Below are 24245 nucleotides of genomic sequence, written 5' to 3'. Positions count from 1 at the left end.
GACGCGCCGCCGCTACGCGGCGGCCTGACGCTCCGCGCTCCGCGCCGGAGGCGTGGCGGCCCGCCCCTCCGGGGCGGTGGCCGACTGTGAGGGCGGTAAGGTTGCTGACTGTACGTTGTTTCTGCTGGTCAACGGTGTACTTCGCGCGGTTTCACGGGCCGCTCCTCCCTGATCTATCGCCAAGAGAGCAAGGGGCCGGCTTTCTCCGATTGAGAACCAGGGCGCTCTGTCAGATCTGACGATCCGTCATAACATCGATGATCTTCCCTTAGATGGTCTAGACCCATCTGGGCCATTTTAGGCCGTAAAGACGCTGGGAATCCGACCCAAAACCGTATCAGAATGCACCCGTCAGGGAATCCCGCCGCAAAGCCCATGCCCACCCATTGACGATGCGACGCGTTTCTTCGGTAGCAGTCACTTACCCCGGAGAATCACCTCCGTTTTTCGGTCTCCCTGCTCCGCAGTGACACCGAAACATGCCCTCCGAACGCTAATGCAAAAGCAGCATACCAGGACAGCGGGGCGGCCCCATGCGAAATCTGCAAACCCCAGGAAACGCCATGCGAAAAACCCATACCCACACCGCCCGGCAGCCCGGCAGCCCGGCAGCCCGGCCGAGCCTCGCCCCCACGGGACAACACCGCCCCGCCGTACTGAACCGCCGGCCTCGGCGCCGCCAGCGAGCACGCGGAACGTTCCAGGGCGACTGGAATTCGGATGCCCGACCGCACAGGCGTGACGGGTGAACTGCCGGGACGGGGACGGGCACTCCGAGCCTGTACAGCCGCCGCGCGCAACTGACAAGCTGTCAGCTTTCCGGTCCGGTCCACCACGAAATGAAGGAAGTGCCCACATGCGTCCGGAGACCCGCCCTCGTCCGGCCCTGCGCGGTGCACTCGCCCTAGCCGCCGCAGCCCTGCTGTCCGTCGGGCTGACCAGCTGTTCCGATGACCCGGACACCATGGCGAGCTGATCCGCCAAGGGCGGCAAGGAGCACACCCGGGTGATCGGCGAGGACATCCGCACGCTGATCCAGTTCTCCGGCGTGTCGGCCGGCAGCGCGCAGCGCTGCCAACTGGTCCTCGACCACGTCAAATCGGCAAAGGCGTACCGCCCCCTACCCGACGAGATCGCCCTCCGCCGCTGGGAGAAGACACTCGACAAGGTGCAGACCGCCGCCACGAACTGCGTACAGAACACGGACGCCGTCACCGGCGGCCCGAAGCTCTCCGAGGCCGGCGACGCCCAAAGCTCGTACAGCCTGCGGGCCGACCGGATCTCGACACTCGCCGGATCCACACCCTGACATCCCGGCACTCGGCAGCCCTCCGCCCTCCAGATCAGGACAGCAGACCACGAACTGCGAATCTGCATGCGACCGTCACCGGAAACCATCACCAAAACGTCACAGGAAATCGGCACCGAAAACGACCCTAAATACTCCCAGCTACCCTCCAGGTCCAGTAGCCCTGCTCCCCACTCCGGTGACAACAAACCGCGGATTCGCACGTTCAGAACGGCCATGCGAAAACACGATACAAACCCCATATGCACAAAACCCATATCCATCAAGGGGGCCTCAACCACTGCCAGGCGCGACCCCAGACATCCGAACAGCCGGCCCGCCACACCTGTCCCTCGAATAGCCCGGTGCGTCGGGCCGCTTCGACAACAGACCGGTGACAGGTGTGCGCCGGCCTGCAGCCACAGGGGCAGCCGTGCGCGCCGTGCCCCCTATTTTGATCACGGGGCTGATCACCACCTCCACGACCCTGGTTGCCCGTTCACCGTCGCTCGCGCGAACAGGGGAGTCGGTGTTCCGTTCGGCTGAGTGGGGCAGCAGCTCGTCTGTGGGGCCCGGCTGCCGGTGGTGGGTGCCAGGCCCCCGAGCGGGGGTCAGCTGAAGTGCTCGCTGACCCGCTGGATGATCCAGTCGGTGACCGAGCGGACGGCGCCGGAGGCGGCGCCCCGGGCAATCTGCCCGGTGAGGTGCTCGCCGGCGTCCGGGGCCTGGTGGGGCGCGGCCGGCTGCTCGGGGACCACCGCGGTGAGGGGGGTCTTCTCGCCTCGGGTGCGCTGCTGCTTGCGGGACATCAGGTCCTCCCCTTGCGGGTCGTGGTGAGTACGGGTCAGCCGGCCGGCATGACCACCACGATCCCGGGACACCAAGCCCAGGAGTCGATCTGCGGACGCACGCGGACCATCCCGGAAACCGCCCCCATCCACGCAGGTGAGCACTAGGGTGAGAAGCCGGTCCAGCGGACGATCACGGACCACCGCGGACGACTGCGGACGACTGTGGACGACTGCCGGTCGCCGGTCCGTGAACAAGGGGAAGCCACCCGGCTCGGCACGTGGAGCTCGCTCCCATGCGGCTGCCGGCGCAGCAGAGCGACAAGGCAGGGGGCCTCTATGCCGCCAGGACACAGCACACAGGCGCAGCAGGCCCTGCGTGACTTTGCGCGCCAGCTGAAGGGGCTGCGGATCGATGCTGGCAACCCCACTGGCCCGCAGCTGGTCAAGACGGCCGGTGGGGTCCTGAACACCAGCGTCATCAGCGAGCTTCTGGAGGGCAAGAACGGCACCTTCAGGGTCCCTTCCTGGGACAAGGTGGCTGCCTTCTTCAGTGCTTGTAAGGCTCATTCAGAAGGCGAAGGTTTTCCCCTGGAAGAGCCACTGGGGGATATTCGCCATTGGCGAAAGTTGCACGGCGTTCTTGTCAAGAAGGTCGATAAATTCGACGACACCAGCGAAAGGGCTACGGCTGGGCTTTCGAGTGGTCCTGCCTCGGCGGGCCAGGTGCCGGAGCCTGCTGGGCCGGTGCTGCCGCCGATCGCACCGCCGCGTGCGGTTCCTGCCGGGTTCACAGGCCGGGACGAAGACATGGAAGACCTGCTCGCCCTGCTGGACCCCTCGTCCGGTGCCGGCGCGTCGCCTGCGGGGGCCGTGGTGGTGGCATCGGTGCTCGGGATGGGCGGCATGGGGAAGACCACGCTCGGTCTGGCCGCCGGCTATCAGGCAGTCAAGCGGGGTCTGTTCACCGGTGTGCTCTTCCTCGACCTGCACGGCTACGACGAGACCAGCCTCGATGCGGGCCAGGCCCTTGACACCGCCCTGCGCGGCCTCGGCACCGACCCCGAGCAGATCCCGCCCGACACCGACCAGCGGGCCGCCCTCTACCGTGCGCAGCTGGCGGCGCGTACCCGGGCCGGGGAGCGGGTCCTCGTCCTCGCCGACAACGCCTCCAGTGCCGGGCAGGTCGAGCACCTATTGCCGGCGGGCGGTCCGCACCGGCTGCTGGTGACTTCCCGCGACGATTTCGCCGCCGTCCTGGGCGCGCGCCTGGTCGACCTCGATGTCCTCGCCCCCGAGCGGGCCGTCGAGCTGATGGACACGGCGCTGCACATCACTCTGTCCAAGGACGGGAGGATCGGTGCTGATCCCGTCGGGGCGGCCAGGGTCGCCGAGCTCTGCGGGTATCTGCCGCTCGCCCTGCAGATCGCCACCGCCCAGCTCGTCGCCGAGCGGAGCCTCAAGCCGGGTCGGCTCGCCGAGTACTTGGAGGACCTCGGCGAGCGGCTCGATCTCCTGGACGACGGGGAGCGAGCTGTGCGGACTGTCCTCGAGCGCTCGTACGGGCGCTTGGCTCCCACTCTCGCCGAGCTGTTCCGTCTCCTGGCCGTCAACCCCGGCCCCGACCTGTCCACCGAGACCGCCGCCGCGTTCACCGGCGTCACCAAGCTCAAGGATGTCCGCGCCCGGCTGATCGCCCTGTCCAAGGCCAGCCTGATCCGCCAGGACCCCGACACCGGCCGCTGGCGCATGCACGACCTCGTCCGCGCCTACGCCGGCGAGCAGGCCAGTCGGCACCCCGCCCACACCGCTATCGCCCTACGTCGGCTCCTGGACCACTACACCCTCGCCGCACAAGACGCGGCCACACATGTGGACCCGAGGACTGCGAACGATTCCCCAGCACGGCGTTTCTCAGGCCGCGCGGACGCGGTGGCCTGGCTGGACGCAGAACACGCCAACCTCGTCGCCGCCGTCCGCACCGCCTACGTCGCCGGCCACCACGACATCGCCCAGGACCTTCCCTCCTGTATCGGCACTTACCTTGGTCTGCGCCGACGGCTCGAAAACCACGTGGAAGTCGCCGAGATCGCCCTCAGGGCATCACGCGATAGCCGTGACCTGGGCGGGGAGGCCGACGCTTGGAACAACCTCGGCGCCGCGCTGGCGGACCTGCGGCGCTTCGAGGAGGCCGAGAACGCCCACCGCACCGCACTCACCCAGTACCAGGACCTCGGCGACCACCACGGCACAGCCACCGCCTGGAACAATCTCGGTAGCGCGCTGCAGGCGCTGCGGCGTTACGAGGAGGCCGAGAAGGCCCACCGCACCGCACTCACCCAGTACCAGGACCTCGGCGACCACCACCACGAAGCCATCGCCCGAGACAACCTCGGCCTCGTGCTGGGAGAACTGCGGCGCTTCGAGGAGGCCGAGAAGGCCCACCGCACCGCACTCACCCAGTACCAGGACCTCGGCAGCCACCACAGCGCAGCAATCGCCCGAGACAACCTCGGCGGCGCGCTGCGGAAGCTGCGGCGTTACGAGGAGGCCGAGAAGGCCCACCGCACCGCACTCACCCAATTCCAGGACCTCGGCGACCACCACAGCGCAGCAATCGTCCGGGACAACCTCGGCGGCGCGCTGCGGAAGCTGGGACGCTTCGAGGAGGCCGAGAAGGCCCACCGCACCGCACTCACCCAATTCCAGGACCTCGGCGACCACCACAGCGCAGCAATCGTCTGGACCAACCTCGGCTTCGTGCTGCAGGAGCTGGAACGCTTCGAGGAAGCGGAGCAGGCCCACCGCACCGCACTCACCCAGCATCAGGCCCTTGGCGACCACCACGGCGAAGCCATGGCGTGGAACAACCTTGGCACCACGCTGCGAAAGGCGGGTGAAGCCGTGCGCGCGGTGGAGGCCGGGGAGCGTGCTGTTGCCCTGTTCGAGGGCCTGGACGACCAGCGCCGCCTGGGGGAGGCACTGGATGAGCTCGCGGACTCCCTGCTCGCCGCCGGGCGTCCGGCGGTCGAGGTGCGGGCTGCGCGTGAGGTGTCGGCTGCGGCGTACCGCAGGGCTGGCGCCGAAGACGAAGCGATGAAGGTACTGGAGAAGGCGAACGAGTAGCCGACCTGGGAAGGGCGCCGTGCCGCCTCGCCTCCCGGAACACGGCTGAGGCGGCATTTTGGCACCTTGCTGAGTCTCCTACCGGTTTAGGTACCTTTCGGCGTGGATCAGGCGGATCTCCCAGTACGGGTTGTCCGGCCTCTCCTTCCGGGCCCGACGTAGCTGTCGGGGGTGGGTTTGGTGACGATGATCGGGTCGCGGCCGGACATGCGACGTCGGCTGTCACAGGGAGGGCACTCTACGGCGTCGACGGGGGCTTCCTCGCGGCCTTCCTCGGCGCGTACCTGCGCTCACACGGTTCCTGGAAGATGGGCTGGCCGTAGGCCTCGCCTCGCTGAATCTGCGGGCGGTCGATGCCGTCCAGGTCGGCGTCCCGGGGCCTGCCCCCGCGACCGGAGTATCGGCGGCCGCTGCGGCAGCGACGGTTCTATTTCGTGCTCAGGGCCCGTCGGTCAGGGGCACACTGGACCAGCGGCCGAGGATCGGATGGCCTGCTCTTGGGCTGACGGGTGATCAAGATGCCTTTGGGGAAGTAGTGGTGGAGCAGCTCAGGCTCGGCGATCCGATTTCGATCGGCGCCTACCGGCTGGAGGGTTTCCTGGGTGCGGGCGGGATGGGTGAGGTGTTCCTTGGCCGTTCGCCTGGCGGACGCCGGTTCGCGATCAAGGTGGTGCGTGCGGATATCGCCGCGGACGCGCAGTTCCGGCAGCGCTTCCGGCAGGAGGTCGAGGCGGCTCGGCGGATCGGCGGCTTCTGGACCGCCCCCGTCGTCGATGCCGACCCCGACGCCGTGCGGCCCTGGGTGGCCAGTGCCTACCTCGACGCTCCCAACCTCACCACCGTGATCCAGCGCTCCGGCCCACTCGGCGAACCGGACGTCAGGGAGCTCGGCGCCGGTCTGGCGGAGGCCCTCGCCTCCGTCCACCAGGCGGGTGTGGTTCACCGCGATCTGAAGCCCTCCAACATCTTGATCACCGGCGATGGCCCGCGCATCATCGACTTCGGCATCGCCAAGGCCGTCGGAGGTACTACTCTCACCGCTGCCGGCAGCGTCTTGGGTACCCCGGGATTCATGTCGCCCGAACAAGTCACCGGCACCGCCGTCGCCGAACCCAGCGACGTCTTCTCCCTCGGCGCGGTGCTCATCTACGCCACCACCGGTCGCGGCCCCTTCGGCGAGGGCACCGTCCACACACTCCTCTACCGCATAGTCCACGACCAGCCCGACCTCACACGCGTCCCCGCAGGCCTTCGCCCCGCCCTCACGGCCTGTCTCAGCAAGCACCCGCAGGACCGCCCCACCACCGGCGAACTGCTCGAACTTCTGCTTGGTGAAGGGCTGATGCCCCTCGACAGCCACACGCCCCCCCACTCCGACAGCACCCGCCACCCAGCCGGCCCCACCACCTCCGCCGCCACACCCAGGAGCCACCACCGAGCCGGTGCCGTCACCCCCGCCAGCACGGACGCCAGCCTCCGGCCAAGCATCCGGCCCGCCGAAGCTGAGCCGCCGCCGGCTCGTCCTCGGTACCCTCAGCGCAGTCGTAACAATGGCGTCCGGCGTGCTCGCGGTGAGGGCCGGCTTCCTCAGCGACGATCCACCGAACCTGCTGTTTACCCTCACCGGCCACACCAAGGACGTGAAGTCGGTGGCGTTCAGTCCCGACGGCAAGACCCTCGCCAGCGCCGACATCGGCGCCGTCCGTCTGTGGGACATCGCCAGCCGCACGGTCACGGGCACCCTCGACAGTGAGGACGTAAGCGCGCTCTCGGTGGCATTCAGCCCTGACGGCAGGACCCTGGCCAGCGGCGGAGGCTACCCAGGGGCCATCGACGTGTGGAAACCCTACGAGGGGCCGGTGTCCGAAGCGGCGTTCGTAGCCAGGAAGTAGTGCTCTCAGGCGGTTCGATCGGTTGGCCCGGGTGGCCCGGGTGGCTTACCTCAGGCCGCCGGTACCGTGCTGGTCACCTGGTGCGGGCGTCGGCGCGTCGCGTCGCGTGCGTGGCGTGCGTGGCGTGCGTGGTCAGTCGCGGTAGACGGTGGAGCGGTGGCCGACGTGGACGACCAGGACGAGCAGCTGGCCGCCGTCGACGGTGTAGATGACCCGGTAGTCGCCCACGCGCAGCCGGCGGGTCTCGGGTGAGCCGACGAGGGCGGTCGTGCTGTAGCCGTACGGGTCCTGCTCGAGGTCGGAGAGCTTGCGCAGGATGGTGATGGCGGTGGCGCGGGGGAGTTTGCGGAGCTCGCCGCGGGCGGATTCGGTGAACCGCGTCGCGTACTTGCGCTCGCTCACTCGGGCCTGGCCAGCGTCTCGGCCATCACGTCCTCCAGTGAGAAGGTCGGCTCGCCGCGCCGCTCGGCCACCAGGCGCAGGAGCTCGCGTTCCTCCCACTGTCGGTACTCGCGCAGGAGCTCTATCGGCACCACTGCCGCGACTTCCCGGCCGCGGCGGGTGATGACGGTGGGCTCGTCGCGTTCGGCGCGGTCGACGACGTCGGCGAAGCGTTCTCTGGCTTCCCGGACGGACACGGTCGGGGGCTCGATCGGTTGCTCGCTCATGTATCAAGCGTATGGAGTGTCCCGTGTGTACACAAGGCGGGTGACCGAGTTCGCCCGGTCGTCGTCGGCGCCCTTCCTCAGGCTGAGCCGCCGCCCGTCGGGCGCCGCACCGGCCGGTGCGGCGCCTGGGCGCCATGCTCAGGCGGCGAATCCGATGTGGGTGACGTAGGTGTAGGCGTCGTAGTCGGAGCCGAGGTCGGTGATGACCTCGTCCCAGATGATGTCGAGCATCTGGACGGCCGCGGGGTCGGTGGGGCCCTTGTGCCAGGCGTCGACCATGTCGTCCCAGGCGCCGCGGACGTTGATGGCGCGGTGCCGGATGTCGCGGCGGCGCTTGGCGGCGACGCCGCTCTGGTCGACGGGGTAGATCTCCACCCGGGTGCCGGCGCCGTTGTTGTTGAGGCGACGCTTGAGGTCGGTGACGATGTTGTGCCGCCGCAGGACCCAGTACGCGGCGTCCAGCATGTCCCGGTTGGCGGCGTTCGGCTTCTGCTTGCCGGCGATCCAGGCCCTGATGGTGCGCGGGGCGGCGGTGATGCCGGCGCGGGCCATCGCCTCGTAGCCGGCCCGGCTGCGGGTGAGGTAGCGCAGGCGGGCGTTCAGGCCGCGCCTGCTGGTGACGGGTGAGGCGATGCCGGTGACCAGTTCGTCCAGGCCCCTCGCGATGGCGAGCCAGCCGGGGATTCCGTTCGCGCCGTACTTCCCGAAGTCGGCCCAGCGTCCAGCCATTACTTCCCGCCCCCGATGGTGTAGGTGTCCTTCAGCTTCACTTCGGTGACCTTCCGGCCCTCCGGAAAGACGGTCCGCCAGTCACCGGTCAGGTGCAGTTCGTCGGTGCCCGTCATCTGCACCAGGGTGAGTCCGGCATCGCGGGCCTTCATGCCCTTCCACCAGAGATTGGCGAACGCCTGCGCCCGGATGATGTGCATCCAGTCGGGGCGCTTCATCTTGTGGTTGGCGGTGGACAGGCCGATCGTGGACACGAACTTCGAGTACATCGCCTTCACGTACTCCAGCGTGACGGTGTCGTTCTCGGCGATCGCGGTGTCGCGGGCGAAGGCGAGGGCGCGGCGGAAGTTCTCCAGGATGTTCTCCGTGGAGTAGGCGGTCCAGGCCTCGTGGATGACCGGAGCCTCGCACAGGGCGAGCTTGGGGCCGGCCAGACGCTGCAGCATCCGCATCGTGGAGCTGGTGAGCCACAGCGGGCCGGGCTCGTCCCGGTTGCCGATGGGATTCGGCAGGTCGGGGTGGTTCCAGGCGGGCGGGGTGACGAGGTAGAGGCCGGCCTGCTTCGGGTCCCACTCCCCCGACGTGTGGTGCTTCAGCTGCCCGATCGGCAGATGCGACTTCAGCGCGGACAGATAGGCGCCGTTCATGTCCAGCGCCGCCACCGTCAGCTCAGATTCGGCGCTCTTGATGAGCGCGGTGTTCTTCCACTTCGGACGCGCCTCCCACACCTGATCCGCCGACGCCTTCGACGCCTTCCTCAAAATGTCCGGCAGCGGCGGATGATCGGTGTGCTCATACCGCGCGCCGACCCGGGACGCTGCCAGCAGCGCCATCGCATCCGGGATCGCCTTCTTGATCAGCGCGGCGGTCGCGGCGTCCACGTCGCCGCCGTGCCGGGCGAGTTCCCGCTCCACCGGGCGGCGGATCAGGTCCAGCAGCTCCGCCAGCGACACCGACTCGGAGCTCTCGCCGCCCGACCGGGCCCGGGGCGCAGCAGGGGCCGATGGCGCCGGAGCGGAGACCGACGGGGCAGGGGCCGGCTGCTGCTCGGGTTCGGCGGCCGGGGCGGGAGTGGGCTCGGGCGGCGATGCCGCGTGCGGGGGCTGTGGGGCCTGCTGGGCGTCCTCGGCGGGGGCGACCGATGTCTTGGGTGTGGGGTCCTGTGCGGGCGGCTGGGTCGGGACGGGGGTGGTGGGGAGTTCGCAGAATCCGCCGACGTGGGTGGCGACGCCGGCCACGCGGTGGCGGACCGGGCGACCGCAGCGCACGCACGGGGCGGGAGCGAACTGGGCGATCTCGCCGGTGGGGCCGCGGTCGAAGTCCGGGACCGGGACGGCCTCGCTCAAGGTGGTGGTGCCGGCGGGGGTGAGCTGGGTGGCGGGGGTCTGCTGGTCGTAGCCGACGATCTCCTGCACACCATGCTCGCGGCAGCGCCCGACGGTGGACATCGGCGGGAACCTGCTGGTGATGACATCGCCGCAGGCGAGCTGCTGCCAGTACGTCGCCGGCACGAACAACGGCTCCGGCACCCCGGCATCAACCGCGGCCTCGGGAACCACCTCGGGAGCAGCCTTGGGAGCAGCAGCGGCAGCCTTGGGGGCCACAGGGGCAGCGGTCGCAGGGCGCGGGGGCCGCTCCGCACGCACCGGCTCCGACTCCGCGGCGGCCGGGGCGAACGTCGCCGACACAGGGCCGGCACCGGACTGCCGGGCAATGTAGGCCTCCGTGGCGCGAGTCGGCCCCGCCAGCAACTCCAGCACGTCCAAACCCCAGTGCGCCGCCAGGGCATCCACATCGTCCAGCGTCCACGCCGACGCCCCGGACTGACGACGCGACACCTTGTCCTGGGTCAGACTGATACCCGCGGCCAGCTGCGCCTGGGTCTCCTCAGTGACCTGACGCAGCGCCGCGACGGTGATGCGCAGCGTCTGCAGCGTACTCAATGACATAGGCCCACCCTACCCCACAATGATGCGAATTTTACATGAGGCATGAGAAATACGACTTCTCATTGTGATGCCTGCCCGCCCGGGCGGCGGGCACGGAGCGGACGCGGTTCTGGCTGCGGGCCCTCCAGACGGGTCCGCAGCCGTCGCAGGACAGCGGCCCGCCGGCGCACTTCCGCAGCGCCGGCCTCCTGCCAGCGTCCGGGTCACCGCCCGAGTCCAGCAGGGCCTGTGCTTCCCGCCGGGCGGACGGCGGGGTGCTCACGGCCGGTTCAACGAGTGTGGTCCGCTGCGGTGGCGGCAGCGCTGCTCGCCGGGCGGAGCGGCCGGCACCGCGGCACGCTCACCAACCAACAGCCCGGCAGGGTGAAAGCCCCCTGCCGTCCGGACCATCACCCGAACCGCACCCATCACACCACCAGCAACCAGGGAGCGGGACACCCCGGCAGTCTGGAGCAGTTCGTCCTCGAGACCTCCGAGTCCATGTACGCGCGACCAGCACAGTTCCCCGGCTGCGAGGCGAAGGCTCTGCCCACCCCTTCCGGGGGCCGAACCACGCCGCCACCCGAACGGAGCAGACCCGGGGCCGGTGAGAACGACCCAGGCCCCGTTCTAACCGGCCTCTGACCTGGGCATCTTGGCGAAACTCACCGGTTTTTGCCCGTCTGGCCGGGCAAACTCACCGGGCCCGGGAGCCACACTCACCGCCCCTGTTCAGGAAGCTCACCGGCCGGACCGCAAAACTCCCCACTGCAGACACCTCACGGTGCCAAGCCGTCAAGTTGATGTCCAGGTAGTTCATGGGGCGGTCGAACGGACCGGATCTTCGTGCGCCAGAATCGCGGCATGGCGATGGCGCGGCACTGGTACTCCTCGGCTCCCGTTGTGGACGGCCTCCCGTTGCTGGGCGAGCCCGGTTTCTGGGCCGCGCACCTGGTCGACCTGTGCGAGGGCGTGCGGCCGGAGGCCTTCGGCGTGGACGCCGCCGATGCCGGCGCCATGCTGGAGCACCTGCACGACAAGTCGGCCTGGCCTACGTTCACGGTCCCGCTGGAGGGCGGGTTCGCGATCGTCGTGCACTACAACAGCGGCGAGGAGTACACGAGCACGGACTATTTCCTGGTCAGCCCGGGCAGCACCGATGCGGTCCTGGCCAGCACGGATCAGGACCGCATCGGTCCCGGCCTATGCTGGCCGGAGCTCGCCGCGATCCTCCACGCCCCTGACGGGGCGGTCGGTGTGACCGATCCCCATGCCCGTCTGCTGCTGCTCATTCCGGCGCTGGGCGACGCCGGGGCACCTGCGGGGGCCGTGGACGTGGTCGTCGAGGCACTGATCGCCCGGGGTGCCCCGGATGGGTGCGAGCCGCTGGCCCGGCGCCTGCTCGCAGGACACCCGATGTGGGGCGCTCAGCCGTGGTCGTTCGACGCGGACGAGCGGAGCTGGATCTGCGACGGCGAGCACAGCCCGCGACAGACCCCGCTCGGCGACCACCTGCCGCCCGGCCGGCGAGCCGCGTTGGAGGCCTGCCTCGACTCCGCCGTGCCGGACGCTTGAACCCGTCAGGCAGCGGCGGCCACGACCGGGGCCGGGAACGCCGTCTGCTCGTCGAACAGGCGGCGGTTCTTGAGGCAGTGGTAGAGCTGGCCGAGCATGCGGTGCAACCGGCCGGTGTCGTCGACCAGGGCGACGTCGTGTGTCCGCTCGGCCCAGTCGATGCCGCAGTGGAGCCGGATGACCAGGAGCAGCGGACGCCCCGGCGGACAGGGCCCGCCCGCAGCTCCAACCCGCCAAGAAGCCGGGCGCTACCTCGTCAGGGGCACAGCCACCGCCCTCGGAGGTGCCATCGTCTCGTACGGGGCGCTGTGGATCCGGATGCACAGCTGAATCTCCGACCGTCGGGGCAGCCAGAGCCGGCTGCCCCGACGGTCGGATGGCGCGGGAGAACCGCAGCATGCACAGAATTTGGGACCGCCCGGGAGCTGCAGGACGGCATCGGCCCGGAGCTGGCCGCCGAGGTGCGGGAGCGGGTGGAGTCGATGGACGGCGAGCAGCTCACCCAGGCCATCCGGCACGCCCAGGGCGGCACCCGACCCCGCCACCCACCACCCCGCAGCTCCCTCCCACCGCACGCGGCCGCCACCAGGCAGGAGCGAAGAAGAGGCACAGCGCAGCGTCCCACCCGAGCGAACAGCCAGACCGTCCGGGGCAACGGGAATCCGGGCAACGGCCAGCACGAGCAACCAGGACGGCCAGCCCGGACCGAAACGGGATTCCGTCACCGGCAGCCGGTCACGCAACCACCCCGGCCCAGACCCAGCAGGCCGACGGCCGGACAGCAGGCACCGGCGAGCACCAGTCCTCGGACCGGGAAGGCCCCGGCGCGGGCAGCAGCAGCCCGGCGGGGCGGCAGCCGGTCTCCGGGACCTGACCACCGGTCGGTGCGACCCAGTCCGCCGGATCAGCTTTCGTCTCTTGAGACAGGGCCAGGCGCGGCAGGGTGATGACCGGAGCGAACGGGCACCCGCACCACCACGGCCGGACCAGCTGGGGCACGCGGGGCTTACTCCTCCGTCTGTCGGACGCCTTCAGCTTCAGCCGCCGACCTGTAGGCGTGCGCGAGGTTGTTGCGGGCCTTGTGGGTGTCGGGATGGTTCTCCCCAAGTACGTGTATCCGGTTGGCGAGGGTCTGCTCGAGCAGGGGGATCGCATGGTTCAGATCGCCCACTGACTGGTAGACGTAGGTGAGGTTGTGCCGGGCCAGGAGGGTCTCAGGGTGGTCCTCCCCCTGTACACGTATCCGGTCAGCGAGGGTCTGCTCAAGCAGGAGGATTGCGCGGCTGAGGTCACCCGCCTGCGCGTAGACGTAGGCGAGGTTGTTGCGGGCGGTGAAGGTGTTGGGATGGTTCTCGCCCAGGACCTGAACCATACCGTCGAGGGTTCGCTCATACAGGGGGACAGCCCGGTCCAGGTCACCCGCGCTGTCGTAGGTGTAAGCGAGGTTGTTGCGGGCTCCGAGAGTGTCGGGATGATCATCACCCAGTACCCGCACCATGTCGTCGAGGGTCTGCTCAAGCAGCGGGATCGCGCGGCCGAAGTCACCTGCCGCCTCGTAGGCGTGGGCGAGGTTGTTGCGGGAGCCGAGAGTGTCGGGATGATCATCACCCAGTACCCGCACGGTGTCATCGAGGGTCTGCTCAAGCAGCGGGATCGCGCGGCCGAGGTCGCCCGCCTGCCCGTAGGTATGGGCCAGGTTGTTGCGGGTGGCGAGCGTGGCCGGGTGGTCGGCGCCCAGTACCCGCGTACGGGCGGCGAGAGTCTGCTCGTACAGGGGGATCGCACGGCCGAAGTCGCCCGCCGATGTGTAGGCGACGGCGAGGTTGTTGAGGAAAGCGAGCGTGAGCGGATGGCGTACGCCCAGGACCCGCAGCATGTCGGAGAGGGTCTGCTCGTACAAGGGGATCGCACGGCGGAGGTCACCCGCCGCCTGGTAAGCGCTGGCGAGGTTGTGCCGGGACAGGAGGGTGTCGTGATGCTTCTCCCCCAGAACTCGCACCCGGTCGGCGAGGGTCCGCTCGTACAAGGGGATCGCGCGACCGATGCCGCCCGCCGCCTCGTAGGTGTAGGCAAGGTTGCTACGAGAGCTGAGGGTGTCGGGGTGGTCATCGCCCAGTACCCGTAACGAGTCCGCGAGGGTCTGCTCGATCAGGGGGATCGCGCGGCCGAAAGCCCCCGCCGAGACGTAGGCCCGCCCGAGGTAGTTGCGGGAGGCCAACGTGGCGGAGTCATCCTCACCCAGTGCCCTCAGCCGGCCGGCGAGTGAGCGTTCGAGATGGACGGTGGCACGGCTGACCTGCCCCTGGACATGGAGGAAAAGCCCGGCGTCACTGAGGAGCGCGGCGGTGGCGGCTGTGTCGGAGGACGGCGGCGCGTGGTGGCTCAGGGCATCGACGTGTGGCAGCAGAACGCGCCACCTGGCCCAGGCCCCCGGGTCCTCCGGGCTACCCGGGCGGGCCTCGTCCAGGAGGCGGGTGGCGTCGAGGAGCGCGGCGTTGATGGCCGTGTCCTGCCGGTGCGGGTCATGAGGGTCAGGCGTGCGGGTCAGGGCCTGGAGGAGTCGGTGGACGCTGAGGGTCCCGTCGCCCACGATGGTGATCATGCTGTAGGCGGATAGATGGCCGATCGCCCGAAGGACAGCGGGGGCAGAGCCGAGAGGGGAGAGAAGATTACGGGGGATACCGTCGGGTGCCCACCAGGCCAGGACACGCAGGAGATGCCCGGCGAGCGGCACGTCAGTGAGACGGTCGAGCGTGATACTCCAGACGCGGGCGACAGCGCGCTCGCTGTCCCGGCCCGCGGCCGTCTCCTGGTACATGTCAGCCGGATCGTCGGCGAGCAGGCTCAGGTAGGTGCGGGCAGTGATGCCGGTTTCGGCGATGTAAGCGCCCGCCTGTTCGATGGCCAGTGGCAGGCCGCCGAGTTCGTGACAGAGCTCGGCCGCACCGTCGAGGTCGGCGGTTCCGGTCCCGCCCCGGGTGAGGATGCGGGTGAGGAGCTCCAAGGCTTCCTCTGAAGCGAGGACGTCGAGGGGGACGGGAACGGCCGTGTCGTGCCAGCCGGTCGACCGGCGACTGGTGATCAGAATCCGGCCCGTGGTGGCACGGGCGAGCAGCGGGGCCAGGTGATCAGGATTGTCGACGTTGTCGAGGACCAGGAGCCAGCCGCTGTGGGTGGCCAGCCATTGCTTGGCCCGTTCGGCGAGCTGCTCGGCCGGGAGTTGCGCGAGCGCCGGCTGCAGCGTAGCGGCAAGTTCCGCCAGGCCTGTGTCGATACTGGCCGGACTGTCGGCGGTGATCCACCAGACCGGGTTGTCGACGCCGGTGCGGGTGGCGGCCCAATGCGCGGCCAGCGCGGTCTTGCCGACACCGCCCAGGCCGTGCAGCGCCTGCACAACCACGGTGCCCCCACCATCGAGGGCCGCGTCGAGCAAGGCAAGTTCGCGAGCGCGGCCGACAAACGAGGCATGCCGAACCTGCAGGCTCACCAACTTTGGCGGGGCATCGACCTTCGCAGCCGGGCGCAGCTCCTCCTGCGGCACGTAGATGATGGTCGTGTTGTCGCCGGTGCTGGCGATGCCGGTGAACGGCGCCCCCAGGGTGTTGATCGCGATCGCCCGGACGCCCGAGGCGATGGCATCGCCCGATCCCGGCCCGGTGCCCGGTGCCTGCTGCTCGGTCATGAGAGTGATCCACCCCCCTGGTTGCCGGTGGTGATGTCGCCCTCGAAGCCGTCACTCAGGGCAACAGCCCGCTCCCCCGGGGCCGTCACCGCTCCCGGTACCGTCAGTGCGCCCGGATCGGCGGGTGTCCGCCCGGCCGTCGAGGGCGCCGCAGTCCCCTGGTCGCCAGTGGTGATGTTCCCCTTCACCGGGCCCTTGACCGCCACAGAGCGAGTACCGGATGCGACAACCGTCGCCGGCGTCGGCGTCGAAGGAGCGGCGGTGAAGCTCTGGCCCCAAAGAACGGCAAGGGTGGCCAGAGCAGCACCCAGCGCCGACGCGACCGCCCACCGCGTACCCGCCTCCTCGATCAGCGAAGGCAGCACCCACAACCCGCACGCCACCGCCGGTACCGCGAACGCCGCCACAACCACCCCGGCAGCAACGAACCAACGCCACGAACGCCCCACCCTGCTCACCCCGAGCCTTCCGGTCTCGACCTTCCCCGTGATCTGACCTACCGTCACTTCACAGTCGCGAAACCACCGCTACTCGAGCACCAGTGGAACTCCTGACGGTATTCGGCCGGGCAGGCCCAGAGCGCACACGCCTGGACGGACGACACCAGGAACGGCCGGGCCCGGGCCGACCGGGCACCGAGGACCGGATCGGCACGGCCGCCCGGCAGACCCAGTAGCGGGAGCAACCGGCCCGGCGCAGCCAGGCCCGGAGCACCAGGACCAGCCAGGACAGGACGTTGGCCGTCCCCTGCCCGATCAGCCTGCTGAAGTCGGTACAGGGTAGAACCCCACTCGCTCCGTCCCGGAGACGCTGAATGGGTGCAGCGTTGCGTGCTCCCCGAGGCCCTCAGGGAGCTTGACGTTCTCCGCCACGATGACCTGCACGCCGAAGTCACTGTGGAGCGACTGGAAGAAGTGGCCTGCGACGTTGCGGGGCATCACGAAGTCCTCATCGGGCTCGCGGTAGGCGAGAAGCGGGGAGTCGAGGACGACAAAGCCGGGGTGGGGTAGGTCGCGTTCTGCTGTGTATCGCGCGAGGGCCATTGTGAATGCTGCGTGGATGACCGAGCGCATGCCCCTGCCACGGCTACCGCGGGCGCTGCCGTCCACGGAGATCTCAGCGGTCTTCTGATCGTAGGTAACGCGACTGGTCCCGGGAAGCTGCCAGGAGGTCAGGATCTCGTGCATGGCCCGCTCGAAGTCGGCGACGTCCGCTGCGGGAATCCCGTCCGGCCGGGCGGGCTCGGTTCGCCGCTCGTGTTCGGCGCGGGCCGCCTCCAGCAGATTTCGCCAGGACCCCACAGTGGGCCTGCGCTTGAGCAGGGCCCGGCGTTCCCGTTCCGTCATACCGCCCCAGATACCGTGCTCGATACGGGAATCTAGGGCCTGGGCGAGGCATTCGGTACGCACGGGGCAGCCGGCGCATACGGCCTTGGCGCGGTTCTGGCCGGCGCCATCCGTGACAGCTCGTCCGGGTCCGCACTCCGGCACGCCCCCCGGCGGGTCCAATCGGTCTCCAGCATCGCCTTGTCGCCGCCCTCTCCCCTGTCCCGGCCTCGCTCTCCACCCTACGCACTGCCCGGAACGCGACAGTACGGCCCGCCGGCGCACGGCGACAGGCCGTTGTCACCCTTTGAGTGACATCGGCACTGACGGGCCGTCAGGCTGTCGCTGTCGTGCTATCTGGCCAAGACCATGCGGTCGCCGGGCCCGACGGTCCCCGGGACACGTTCGACCCGACCGCGGGCCGAGTTGCTCCCCCGGGCCGACAGTTCCAGCCCTGCGCTGGCCGCACTTCCCGATCAGAGCGTGGCGTACGTCGAATGTGCCGGCCCGCCATGCTGGTATCTCGTCCGGACCACCCGCGGCAACGGGTGGGTCGCCCCCGCTCCCTCGAGATCGGCGCGGGGACCGAGTTCGCTCCGGTGTGCAACGCCAGTAGGATCACACCCCCAGGACGTCAGGAGCACGAGCGCAGGTGACCGTCGGCCGCCACCCAGGGGCCGACCCCTCGTTCCGCGTCACTGCGGGAGGCCAACAACCGGCCGGTTGAAGGTCCTGACACCGCCGCACCGCGCGCACTCACCCGCCCGCCACCTGACACCGGAGGTGGCTGACTTCGGAGTCCGCATCCGAGGATTCCCGGCACTCGGACCACAACGAGCCCACCAGCCACAGGTTCGGAACTGAGGATTCCCGGCATTCCGGGAGTTGACGAGCACGTCCTCCGGGGTGGCCGCACCTCCATTCCTTGGTGCACGTGCCCGCCCCCGGGACGGATCGGCCACCGGCCCGAGTGGTTGACCCATCTTGTCGGTTACATGTCGAAATGGCGTAATTCCGGACAGTCTGGCCAAGTACCGGTTACTCGCAGTCCTCGCGGATATGACGCAGTTGTCGAGATTGCTCGGTGCCGGACGCACAGGCGGTCGGGACGGGGGCGGGCAGCACTCTTCACGGTGGGGGTGGACGTGCGAAAGTACCTGGGTGCCCGGTGCCTTCTGGCCGGGGTGGTGGCGGTGTACGGGTTGGTGGCCGGGGGGAGCCAGGCCTCAGCGATCATCGGCGGCCGCGCCGCCCCGGAAGCGGCGGTGAAGGCCGCGGTGCCGCGGGTGGAAAGCGACCCGCTGTTGGCCAATCACTATCCCACCACCTGTACAGGCGCACTGATCGCGCCCGAGTGGGTCCTGACCGCGCAGCACTGCACCAACAAGAACGAGATTCAAGGGGACCCGTACGCTCCCCAGGGCATGCACGTGAAGTTCTCCGCGGCCGGGGGCCGGGCGGCCTTCACCGACGAGGTGCAGGCGATCATCCGGATGGACGGGTATCAGTGGAGCCCGGGGGTCCAGGATGTGGCCCTGCTCCGGCTGAAGACCCGGGTGGACCACATCCAGCCTTTGCCGATCCTGGCCGGTGGCTCCCTGGACCGGATGTCGACGGTCCGCCGGTACGGATACGGGCGGACGGCCGGGACCAGCGACAAGCCGTCGAGCACCTTGAACGTCTCGGTCGAGGGCCTACACACCTGGGCCTCCTACAAGTCCGTGCTCTCCCGGTGCGGGGTCGACGCCGGGAGCGGAGCTGACGCCTGGGTCCCGTCGACGGGTCTGTTCACCTTCGACATCGGCCAGGGCCGCTCCGCGCAGGGCGACAGCGGCGGCCCGGTGCTGGCCGACGTAGGCGGCGGAACGCTCGGGATCGCGGGGGTGACCAGCGCGACGATCGGCATCGACCCGTGCGGCGCGAAGACCGACACCGAACCCGCGGAGTACTTCGGCATCAGCAACCGCGTCGACGGGGGCAGCCGCGCCCTCGCCTTCATCCAGCAGACCACGGGACTGAACCTGCCGACCGTCGGTCTGCCGCCGGCCCCGCCGCAGAACCGGGCGCCGCTGGCGTCCTTCACCTGGACCCGGCTGGCGGGCGCGGGCAACCGTGTCACCCTCGACGGCAGCGCCTCCTCGGACCCGGACGGCCAGGTGACCGGCTGGCAGTGGTTCAAGGGCGGCACCCAGATCGCGGCAGGCGCACGGCCCACGCTGTCCCTGGGCGCAGGGACGACGCAGTCGGTGACCCTGGTGGTCACCGACAACCAGGGCGCGACCGCCAGCACCGCCCGGACGCTGAGTCTGCCCAACCGCAGCCCCGTCATCACTGCGGTGGCACCGCAGCAGGGATCCGTCACGGGCTCCAACACCCCGACGCTGTCCGCGACGGCCCACGACGACGACGGCGAGGCACTGCAGTTCTCCTACCGGGTGACCGGCCCGTCCGTCGACGTCTCCTCCGGCTGGGTGGCCGGCTCCTGGACTGTGCCCGCGCACAGGCTCGACCCCGGAACCGGCTACCAGTGGACCGTGACCGCCAAGGACCCCGTCGGCGCCACCACGAGCCGCACGACGTCGTTCACGGTCGCGATGCTGCCCACCGCGGCCGACATCGTGCAGACCTCCACCGGCGGCGGATACTGGCAGGTCGACACCTACGGAGCGGTGACCGCCCGCGGCGACGCCCAGGTGTTCGGTTCACTGCCCGGCCTCGGCATCAAGGTGAACAACATCATCGGCCTGGCCCGCACCCCCACCAACCACGGGTACTGGCTGGTCGGCCGCGACGGCGGCGTCTTCGCGTTCGGCGACGCCGGCTTCTACGGCTCACTGCCCGGCCTCAACATCCGGGTGGGCAACATCGTCGGCATGGCACCCAGCCGCACCGGCCAGGGGTACTGGCTGGCAGGAAGCGACGGCGGCGTGTTCGCGTTCGGCGACGCCGGCTTCTACGGCTCCATGGGCGGCAAACCCCTCAACGCACCGGTCAGCGCGATCGTCGCCACCCCCGTCAACGCCGGATACCTCCTCGCCGCCCGCGACGGCGGCGTGTTCGCCTTCGGCGACGCCGGCTTCTACGGCTCCATGGGCGGCAAACCCCTCAACGCACCGGTCGTGGACATCGACTCCACTCCCGACGGCCACGGCTACTGGATGACCGCCGAGGACGGCGGCGTGTTCGCCTTCGGCAACGCCGGCTTCTACGGCTCCATGGCCGGCAAACCCCTCAACGGGCACGTCACCTCCATGTCCGCGACACCCACCGGCAGCGGATACCTCCTCAGCGCCTGCGACGGCGGCATCTTCGCCTTCGGCGACGCCGTGTTCCGCGGATCCAGCCCGACCTACCAGTGCCGCGGAACATGACCACAGCGCTCCCCCGGGCCCGGCCGTCACGGCGTACCTGCTGATCGCCCACCAACCTCTGCCACCGCCCTGCGTTCCGGCCACTGTGAGGCGCCAGGGCCATTCCGTGGTCGTTCACCCGATTCGAGGCGACCAGGCGCAGCCGCAGGCGGGTCACCTGGTTGAAGCCGCGGGCCTTCGGCGAGCGCGACGGCGTCCTTGGCCTCGCGCTGCGAGAGGCGCAGCCCGGCGATCCCGTGGTAGCCGCCGGACGCTGCATGGTGCTGGCGAACCTGGGTGGTGGCGCGGTGCAGGAGTGCGTGCGGAGCGGTTCGTCGTCGCTACGCGAAGCGTGCGCCCCGCCGATCGTCGTATTTCCGGTCGCTGGTGATGGTGGATCAGCCGGGCACGAGTGCAGCGGCTGCGGCACGGGAAGCCCAGGACAGGAAGGGGGACACACATGGCAACATCAGCAACATCCGGCGGAAGCGGCCTGGCGCCCGGGTGGTGGGTGGCGATCGTGGTCGCGGTGATCACCGCCATCGGCGTCATCGTGGCAGCCGTCATCAACCACAACAACTCGTCCAAGAACCCGTCACCGCCGCCAGCGTCGAACTCCGCGTTCCCGCCGTGTGGCGAATCTGACCTCGGCGTCGACATTCAGCCGCCGGGGCCGCTCAGCGTCCACACAGTCACAACGCTGACAGCACACGTGAGGTGCACCCTGGCCAGCGGTGATCACCTCGCGTGGCTGATCACCCGCGATGGGATGGGATCGCCCGCCCCACACACGAACTACTACGGGCAGGGCGAGCTGACGGGCAGCACGGAGCCGCAGGAGCTGCCCATCGACTTGTCCAGCGCCGACGTCGGTTCCGTCCGTACGTACAGTCTCGTCAAGATGGACGACGCCGCGTGGCGGCAGTTCAACGACGCACGGGCCAAGAGGACGGACCACTCGGTCCTTAGCCAAGAAATGCCGAAAGGCTACCGCCGAGTGTCCCAGCTGGTCCAAGTCACCCGTGACTGAAAAGACCAGGCCGCCAACGCCAGCTCCGGGTCCAAGCAGGGCAAGGGCAACCTCGTCGGTTCGTCCAGGCGGCGCGGGCAGTCTGGCTGCCCGGCCGGAGGGCCGTCACCCAAGGCGGCGACCTCGGCCCGGATGCGCTCGCGTCCTTCCCCGCGGAGGTCTCCGGCGTCCGCGAGGTCCGCGGCCGCGCCGGCACGGTCACCTCGTCTCGTCAGCGTTGGGCGAGAGGATGGACACGAGTCGGCGCCGGGGCGGCCGGTGTGTACGTCCGGCCGCCCCGAGGTCGGCCCGCCGCGTATCGGCCCGGTTCGTGGGGGGGGTCGTTGCGGTCCGGTGCGCGAGCGGTTCCGTGCCGCGCCCGGCCGGATCAACGAGCGGTGCGTTGTAAGGGCACGGCCTGGGCCCTGGGACGGCGTCCGCAGGCGGTGACACGGGAACAGGGTGGTCCGGGAACGGTCTTCACGCCGCGGACCGGGCGGCTGGGCAGGCACCGCAGCCGGGCAGTGCAGGTCTACACGGCGGCCGGGGCGGCCTCGTGGTCGATGTGGCCGAGCTGAGTACGGGCCGCGACCCGGTCTTCGGCCGGGACCGTCGCCCAGTACGGGTCGGCTCACACCACGTGAGCGGCCCGGCGCTCGGCTTCCTCCAGCCGGCCCAACTCCGTGCGCAGTTCCTCTCCCACCCCGACGGCGGTGACCTCCAGGTCTCCCCTCCAGACCGGCAGGGTGGCAAGGAACGCGGCACGCTCCGCACGGGCGGCGGCGAGCACGCGCTGCGCGTCCTTCAGACCGGTGGGGAGCTCGAACGTCTTCTGCTTCTTGGCGACCCGGTGATCGTACGCGCGGGCGAACACATCCCCCGGGCAGCGCGGCCAGGCACGGCCCGCAGGTGCCCAACAGACCCACGAGCAGCAAGTGACCGGTCGTGAGGGCTCGCACCCCCGGATACGCCGCGGCCCGGCCGCCGGACGCCGGGACGCCGGGACGGTGAGCAGCACCGCGGCGCCGTCGGTCGTATCAGGCCGTTGCCGTGATGGGACGGGTCTGCGGCCCGGGCTGGTGCGGGGGCGGCGCACTGCCCGGACCCCCGCAGGGCTCGTGCGCCGCCTGGCCGTCATCGGCCCGTGCCCCAGATCTCGCAGCGCGGATCGTGGGTGGTGGTCACCATCACGGTACCGCCGATGGAGATGCGCCGGGTCCGGGTGACCGCGGAGTCTCTTCGGTAGGCCGGAAGCTTGGACGCCGTCCACCGGCTCGTGCACGGGTGACGGCGAGCCGGGCGGTGCGAACTCGACGGCTGCGGCGGGGTCCTCGACGTTGCATCGCCTCAGGATGCCCGCCTGGGGCGCCCGGTGGGGCGGGCCTTCACCCGCCTCGGCTACCGGGTGGTCCAGATGGCGCCGGATGGCGCTCAGCTGGGGCGGCGGTAAGCGACGGGTGCCAGCGTGCGGGCCCGCTCGCCCAGCGTCCGGGCGATCCTGTTGCCGGGGTGCTGGGCCACGCAGTGTCGCAGGGTGGCGAAGTGGTCGTCGCAGCGCGCGGAGCTGACGTGCTGGTAGTCGTCCAGGAAGGTGCCCCAGGTCGCGCAGGCGGCTTCGAGGTGGCCGAAGGCGAACTGGCGTTCCGCGAGGAGGGCGGTGGAGCGGGCTCGCGCGCGGCGCTCGGTGGGCGGGCGGTGGCGGTTGGACTCCTGCATGGCGGTGATGGAGCCGCCGAGGTCGCGCAGCTCGAACAGGACGTGGCTGGCGTGGTAGTGCAGGGCGGCGGGGTGGTAGCCGGCGACGTACGCCGATCCGGACGTCGCCTTGTCGAGCGCTGCTTCGGCTTCGGCGAGTTGGCGAAGGGCGGTGTGGCGCTCGCCGACGGCGGCTGAGGCGTGGGCCTGCTGGCCGACGAGGAAGGCCCGCATCCTCGGGCCGGCCGCCGGGGCTGCCTCCGCTGCCGCATCGGCGTACTGCCGGGCCTTGCGGCCGTGGCCGAGCCCGATCGCCTGGACGCTCATGCCGCGCAGGACCGTGCAGTACGTCAGGTGGTCCTCGGCGGCGCCGGCGAGGTTCAGGGCCTGGGTGTAGTACTGCTGTGCGAGACCGTGCTGCCCCTCGTCGACGGCCATCCAGCCGGTCAGGTAGGCCAGGTCGGCGGCGGCCGAGCACATCGCCTTCCTCGTGGCCTCGGAGGCGTCGCACTGCAGGTAGCGGGCGACGGTGCTGCCCAGGAACGCGGCCGCGAGCGGGCGAGCAAGGCGACCGCCGAACTCGTCGTCCATCTGGGAGAGGCGCTCGGCCATCGCGGTGACGGTGTCGACCTCGTTTGCCCCGATGCGGGTGCGGGCCTGGCGGGCGTGCTGGGCACGGCCTATGACGTCTGGCCAGCCGGGGACGGCCAGGGCGACGGAGTAGAGGCCGACGGCGCCGAGCACCGTCCTGCGGGAGGGGTCCATGTCTGCTCTCCAGAGCTCGATGAGGGCGGTCGCGGTGTCCGGCCGGTCGGGCACCTCGGCGCCCGGTCCGAAGCCGGCGGCGGCGCTCGTGACGGTCTGGTCGAGCTTGCGGCTGAGGGCTTCGAGGATCGCCGGCCGGACTCTGGCCCGCGGGGTGGTGCCGGTCAGCCAGTGGCAGACCGCGGTGTCGTCGTACTTGAGCCCCAGGCGCATCTCGGTGCCCACCGCGTTGACCGCGCGGGCGAACTGGCCGTTGTTCCAGCCCGTCTCACGGATGAGGTTCTGGAGGGCTGTGTTGCGGGTGTGGTCGGACATGCGTCGCCTTCCCCCGGAATTCAAGGATTTCAACCGTAGCCCCTGCGCGAGCCGTAGATGCGGGTTGTGACGGGTTGTTGACTCATCGTCAGCCGCCCGGGGCGATCGGG

The 24245-nt window shown here is 70.0% G+C and carries 15 protein-coding genes and 2 pseudogenes; 8 read left to right on the top strand and 9 right to left on the bottom strand.

Annotation, left to right across the window (positions count from 1 at the left end):
• Nucleotides 1-1006 precede the first annotated feature (1006 nt).
• Nucleotides 1007-1309, top strand: a complete 303-nt coding sequence (locus OG871_RS39430; RefSeq protein ID WP_371493397.1) for a hypothetical protein — start codon at nt 1007-1009, stop codon at nt 1307-1309.
• Nucleotides 1310-1899: 590 nt separating this feature from the next.
• On the opposite strand, the gene OG871_RS39425 is transcribed toward OG871_RS39430, so the two are convergent.
• Complete coding sequence (locus OG871_RS39425; protein ID WP_371493399.1) at nt 1900-2097, bottom strand: hypothetical protein; 198 nt, start codon at nt 2095-2097, stop codon at nt 1900-1902.
• 318 nt (nt 2098-2415) lie between these two features.
• Here OG871_RS39425 and OG871_RS39420 point away from each other — a divergent pair, with 318 nt between their 5' ends.
• From OG871_RS39420 to OG871_RS39410, 3 genes and pseudogenes are all read left to right on the top strand, one after another.
• Nucleotides 2416-5202, top strand: coding sequence for a tetratricopeptide repeat protein (locus OG871_RS39420; protein WP_371493400.1), 2787 nt, complete (start codon nt 2416-2418; stop codon nt 5200-5202).
• A gap of 613 nt (nt 5203-5815) precedes the next feature.
• A pseudogene (locus tag OG871_RS39415) lies at nt 5816-6466 on the top strand (serine/threonine-protein kinase); the annotation flags it as partial.
• Nucleotides 6467-6752: 286 nt separating this feature from the next.
• Complete coding sequence (locus tag OG871_RS39410) at nt 6753-7094, top strand: WD40 repeat domain-containing protein (protein WP_371493402.1); 342 nt, start codon at nt 6753-6755, stop codon at nt 7092-7094.
• A gap of 132 nt (nt 7095-7226) precedes the next feature.
• Here the strand turns inward: OG871_RS39410 and OG871_RS39405 are convergent, their stop codons facing one another.
• The 4 genes from OG871_RS39405 to OG871_RS39390 form a co-directional block, all read right to left on the bottom strand.
• Nucleotides 7227-7496, bottom strand: coding sequence for a type II toxin-antitoxin system RelE/ParE family toxin (locus OG871_RS39405; RefSeq protein ID WP_371493403.1), 270 nt, complete (start codon nt 7494-7496; stop codon nt 7227-7229).
• Nucleotides 7493-7762 carry a type II toxin-antitoxin system Phd/YefM family antitoxin gene (locus OG871_RS39400; protein WP_371493404.1) on the bottom strand — a complete coding sequence of 90 codons (270 nt, stop codon included), beginning with the start codon at nt 7760-7762 and terminating at the stop codon, nt 7493-7495. Before OG871_RS39400 ends, OG871_RS39405 begins: the two co-directional genes overlap by 4 nt.
• A 138-nt stretch (nt 7763-7900) precedes the next feature.
• Entirely contained in the window at nt 7901-8491 is a 591-nt protein-coding gene (locus tag OG871_RS39395) for a transcriptional regulator (protein WP_371493405.1), read from the bottom strand.
• On the bottom strand, nt 8491-10440 hold the full coding sequence (locus tag OG871_RS39390; protein ID WP_371493406.1) for a hypothetical protein: 1950 nt from the start codon (nt 10438-10440) through the stop codon (nt 8491-8493). Before OG871_RS39390 ends, OG871_RS39395 begins: the two co-directional genes overlap by 1 nt.
• Before the next feature lie 843 nt (nt 10441-11283).
• On the opposite strand from OG871_RS39390, the gene OG871_RS39385 reads away from it, so the two are divergent.
• Entirely contained in the window at nt 11284-11994 is a 711-nt protein-coding gene (locus OG871_RS39385; RefSeq protein ID WP_371493407.1) for a hypothetical protein, read from the top strand.
• Between the two features lie 1006 nt (nt 11995-13000).
• Here OG871_RS39385 and OG871_RS39380 read toward each other — a convergent pair.
• Nucleotides 13001-15676, bottom strand: coding sequence for a tetratricopeptide repeat protein (locus OG871_RS39380; RefSeq protein ID WP_371493408.1), 2676 nt, complete (start codon nt 15674-15676; stop codon nt 13001-13003).
• 291 nt (nt 15677-15967) lie between these two features.
• Here OG871_RS39380 and OG871_RS39375 point away from each other — a divergent pair, with 291 nt between their 5' ends.
• Nucleotides 15968-16171 (top strand): hypothetical protein, encoded by a 204-nt coding sequence (locus OG871_RS39375; protein WP_371493410.1) that lies wholly within the window; start codon nt 15968-15970, stop codon nt 16169-16171.
• A 749-nt stretch (nt 16172-16920) separates the two neighbouring features.
• On the opposite strand, the pseudogene OG871_RS39370 reads toward OG871_RS39375, so the two are convergent.
• Nucleotides 16921-17198: pseudogene (locus OG871_RS39370) on the bottom strand (WhiB family transcriptional regulator); the annotation flags it as partial.
• A gap of 948 nt (nt 17199-18146) precedes the next feature.
• Here OG871_RS39370 and OG871_RS39365 point away from each other — a divergent pair.
• Together OG871_RS39365 and OG871_RS39360 are read left to right on the top strand one after the other, a co-directional pair.
• The gene (locus OG871_RS39365; RefSeq protein WP_371493411.1) at nt 18147-20372 is read left to right on the top strand and encodes a trypsin-like serine protease; all 2226 of its coding nucleotides are present in this window, start codon (nt 18147-18149) and stop codon (nt 20370-20372) included.
• A gap of 439 nt (nt 20373-20811) precedes the next feature.
• Nucleotides 20812-21381, top strand: a complete 570-nt coding sequence (locus OG871_RS39360; protein WP_371493413.1) for a hypothetical protein — start codon at nt 20812-20814, stop codon at nt 21379-21381.
• Nucleotides 21382-21991: 610 nt separating this feature from the next.
• Here OG871_RS39360 and OG871_RS39355 read toward each other — a convergent pair.
• Both OG871_RS39355 and OG871_RS39350 read right to left on the bottom strand, forming a co-directional pair.
• A complete protein-coding gene (locus OG871_RS39355; RefSeq protein WP_371493414.1) occupies nt 21992-22234 on the bottom strand; it encodes a hypothetical protein in 243 nt (80 codons plus the stop codon).
• Between the two features lie 557 nt (nt 22235-22791).
• Nucleotides 22792-24135, bottom strand: coding sequence for a tetratricopeptide repeat protein (locus OG871_RS39350; protein ID WP_371493415.1), 1344 nt, complete (start codon nt 24133-24135; stop codon nt 22792-22794).
• Nucleotides 24136-24245 lie beyond the last annotated feature (110 nt).

The organism is Kitasatospora sp. NBC_00374, assembly GCF_041434935.1.
GTDB lineage: Bacteria > Actinomycetota > Actinomycetes > Streptomycetales > Streptomycetaceae > Kitasatospora.
Note: the sequence above shows the minus strand (reverse complement) of the source record. Positions and strands in the feature narration are given on the sequence as shown.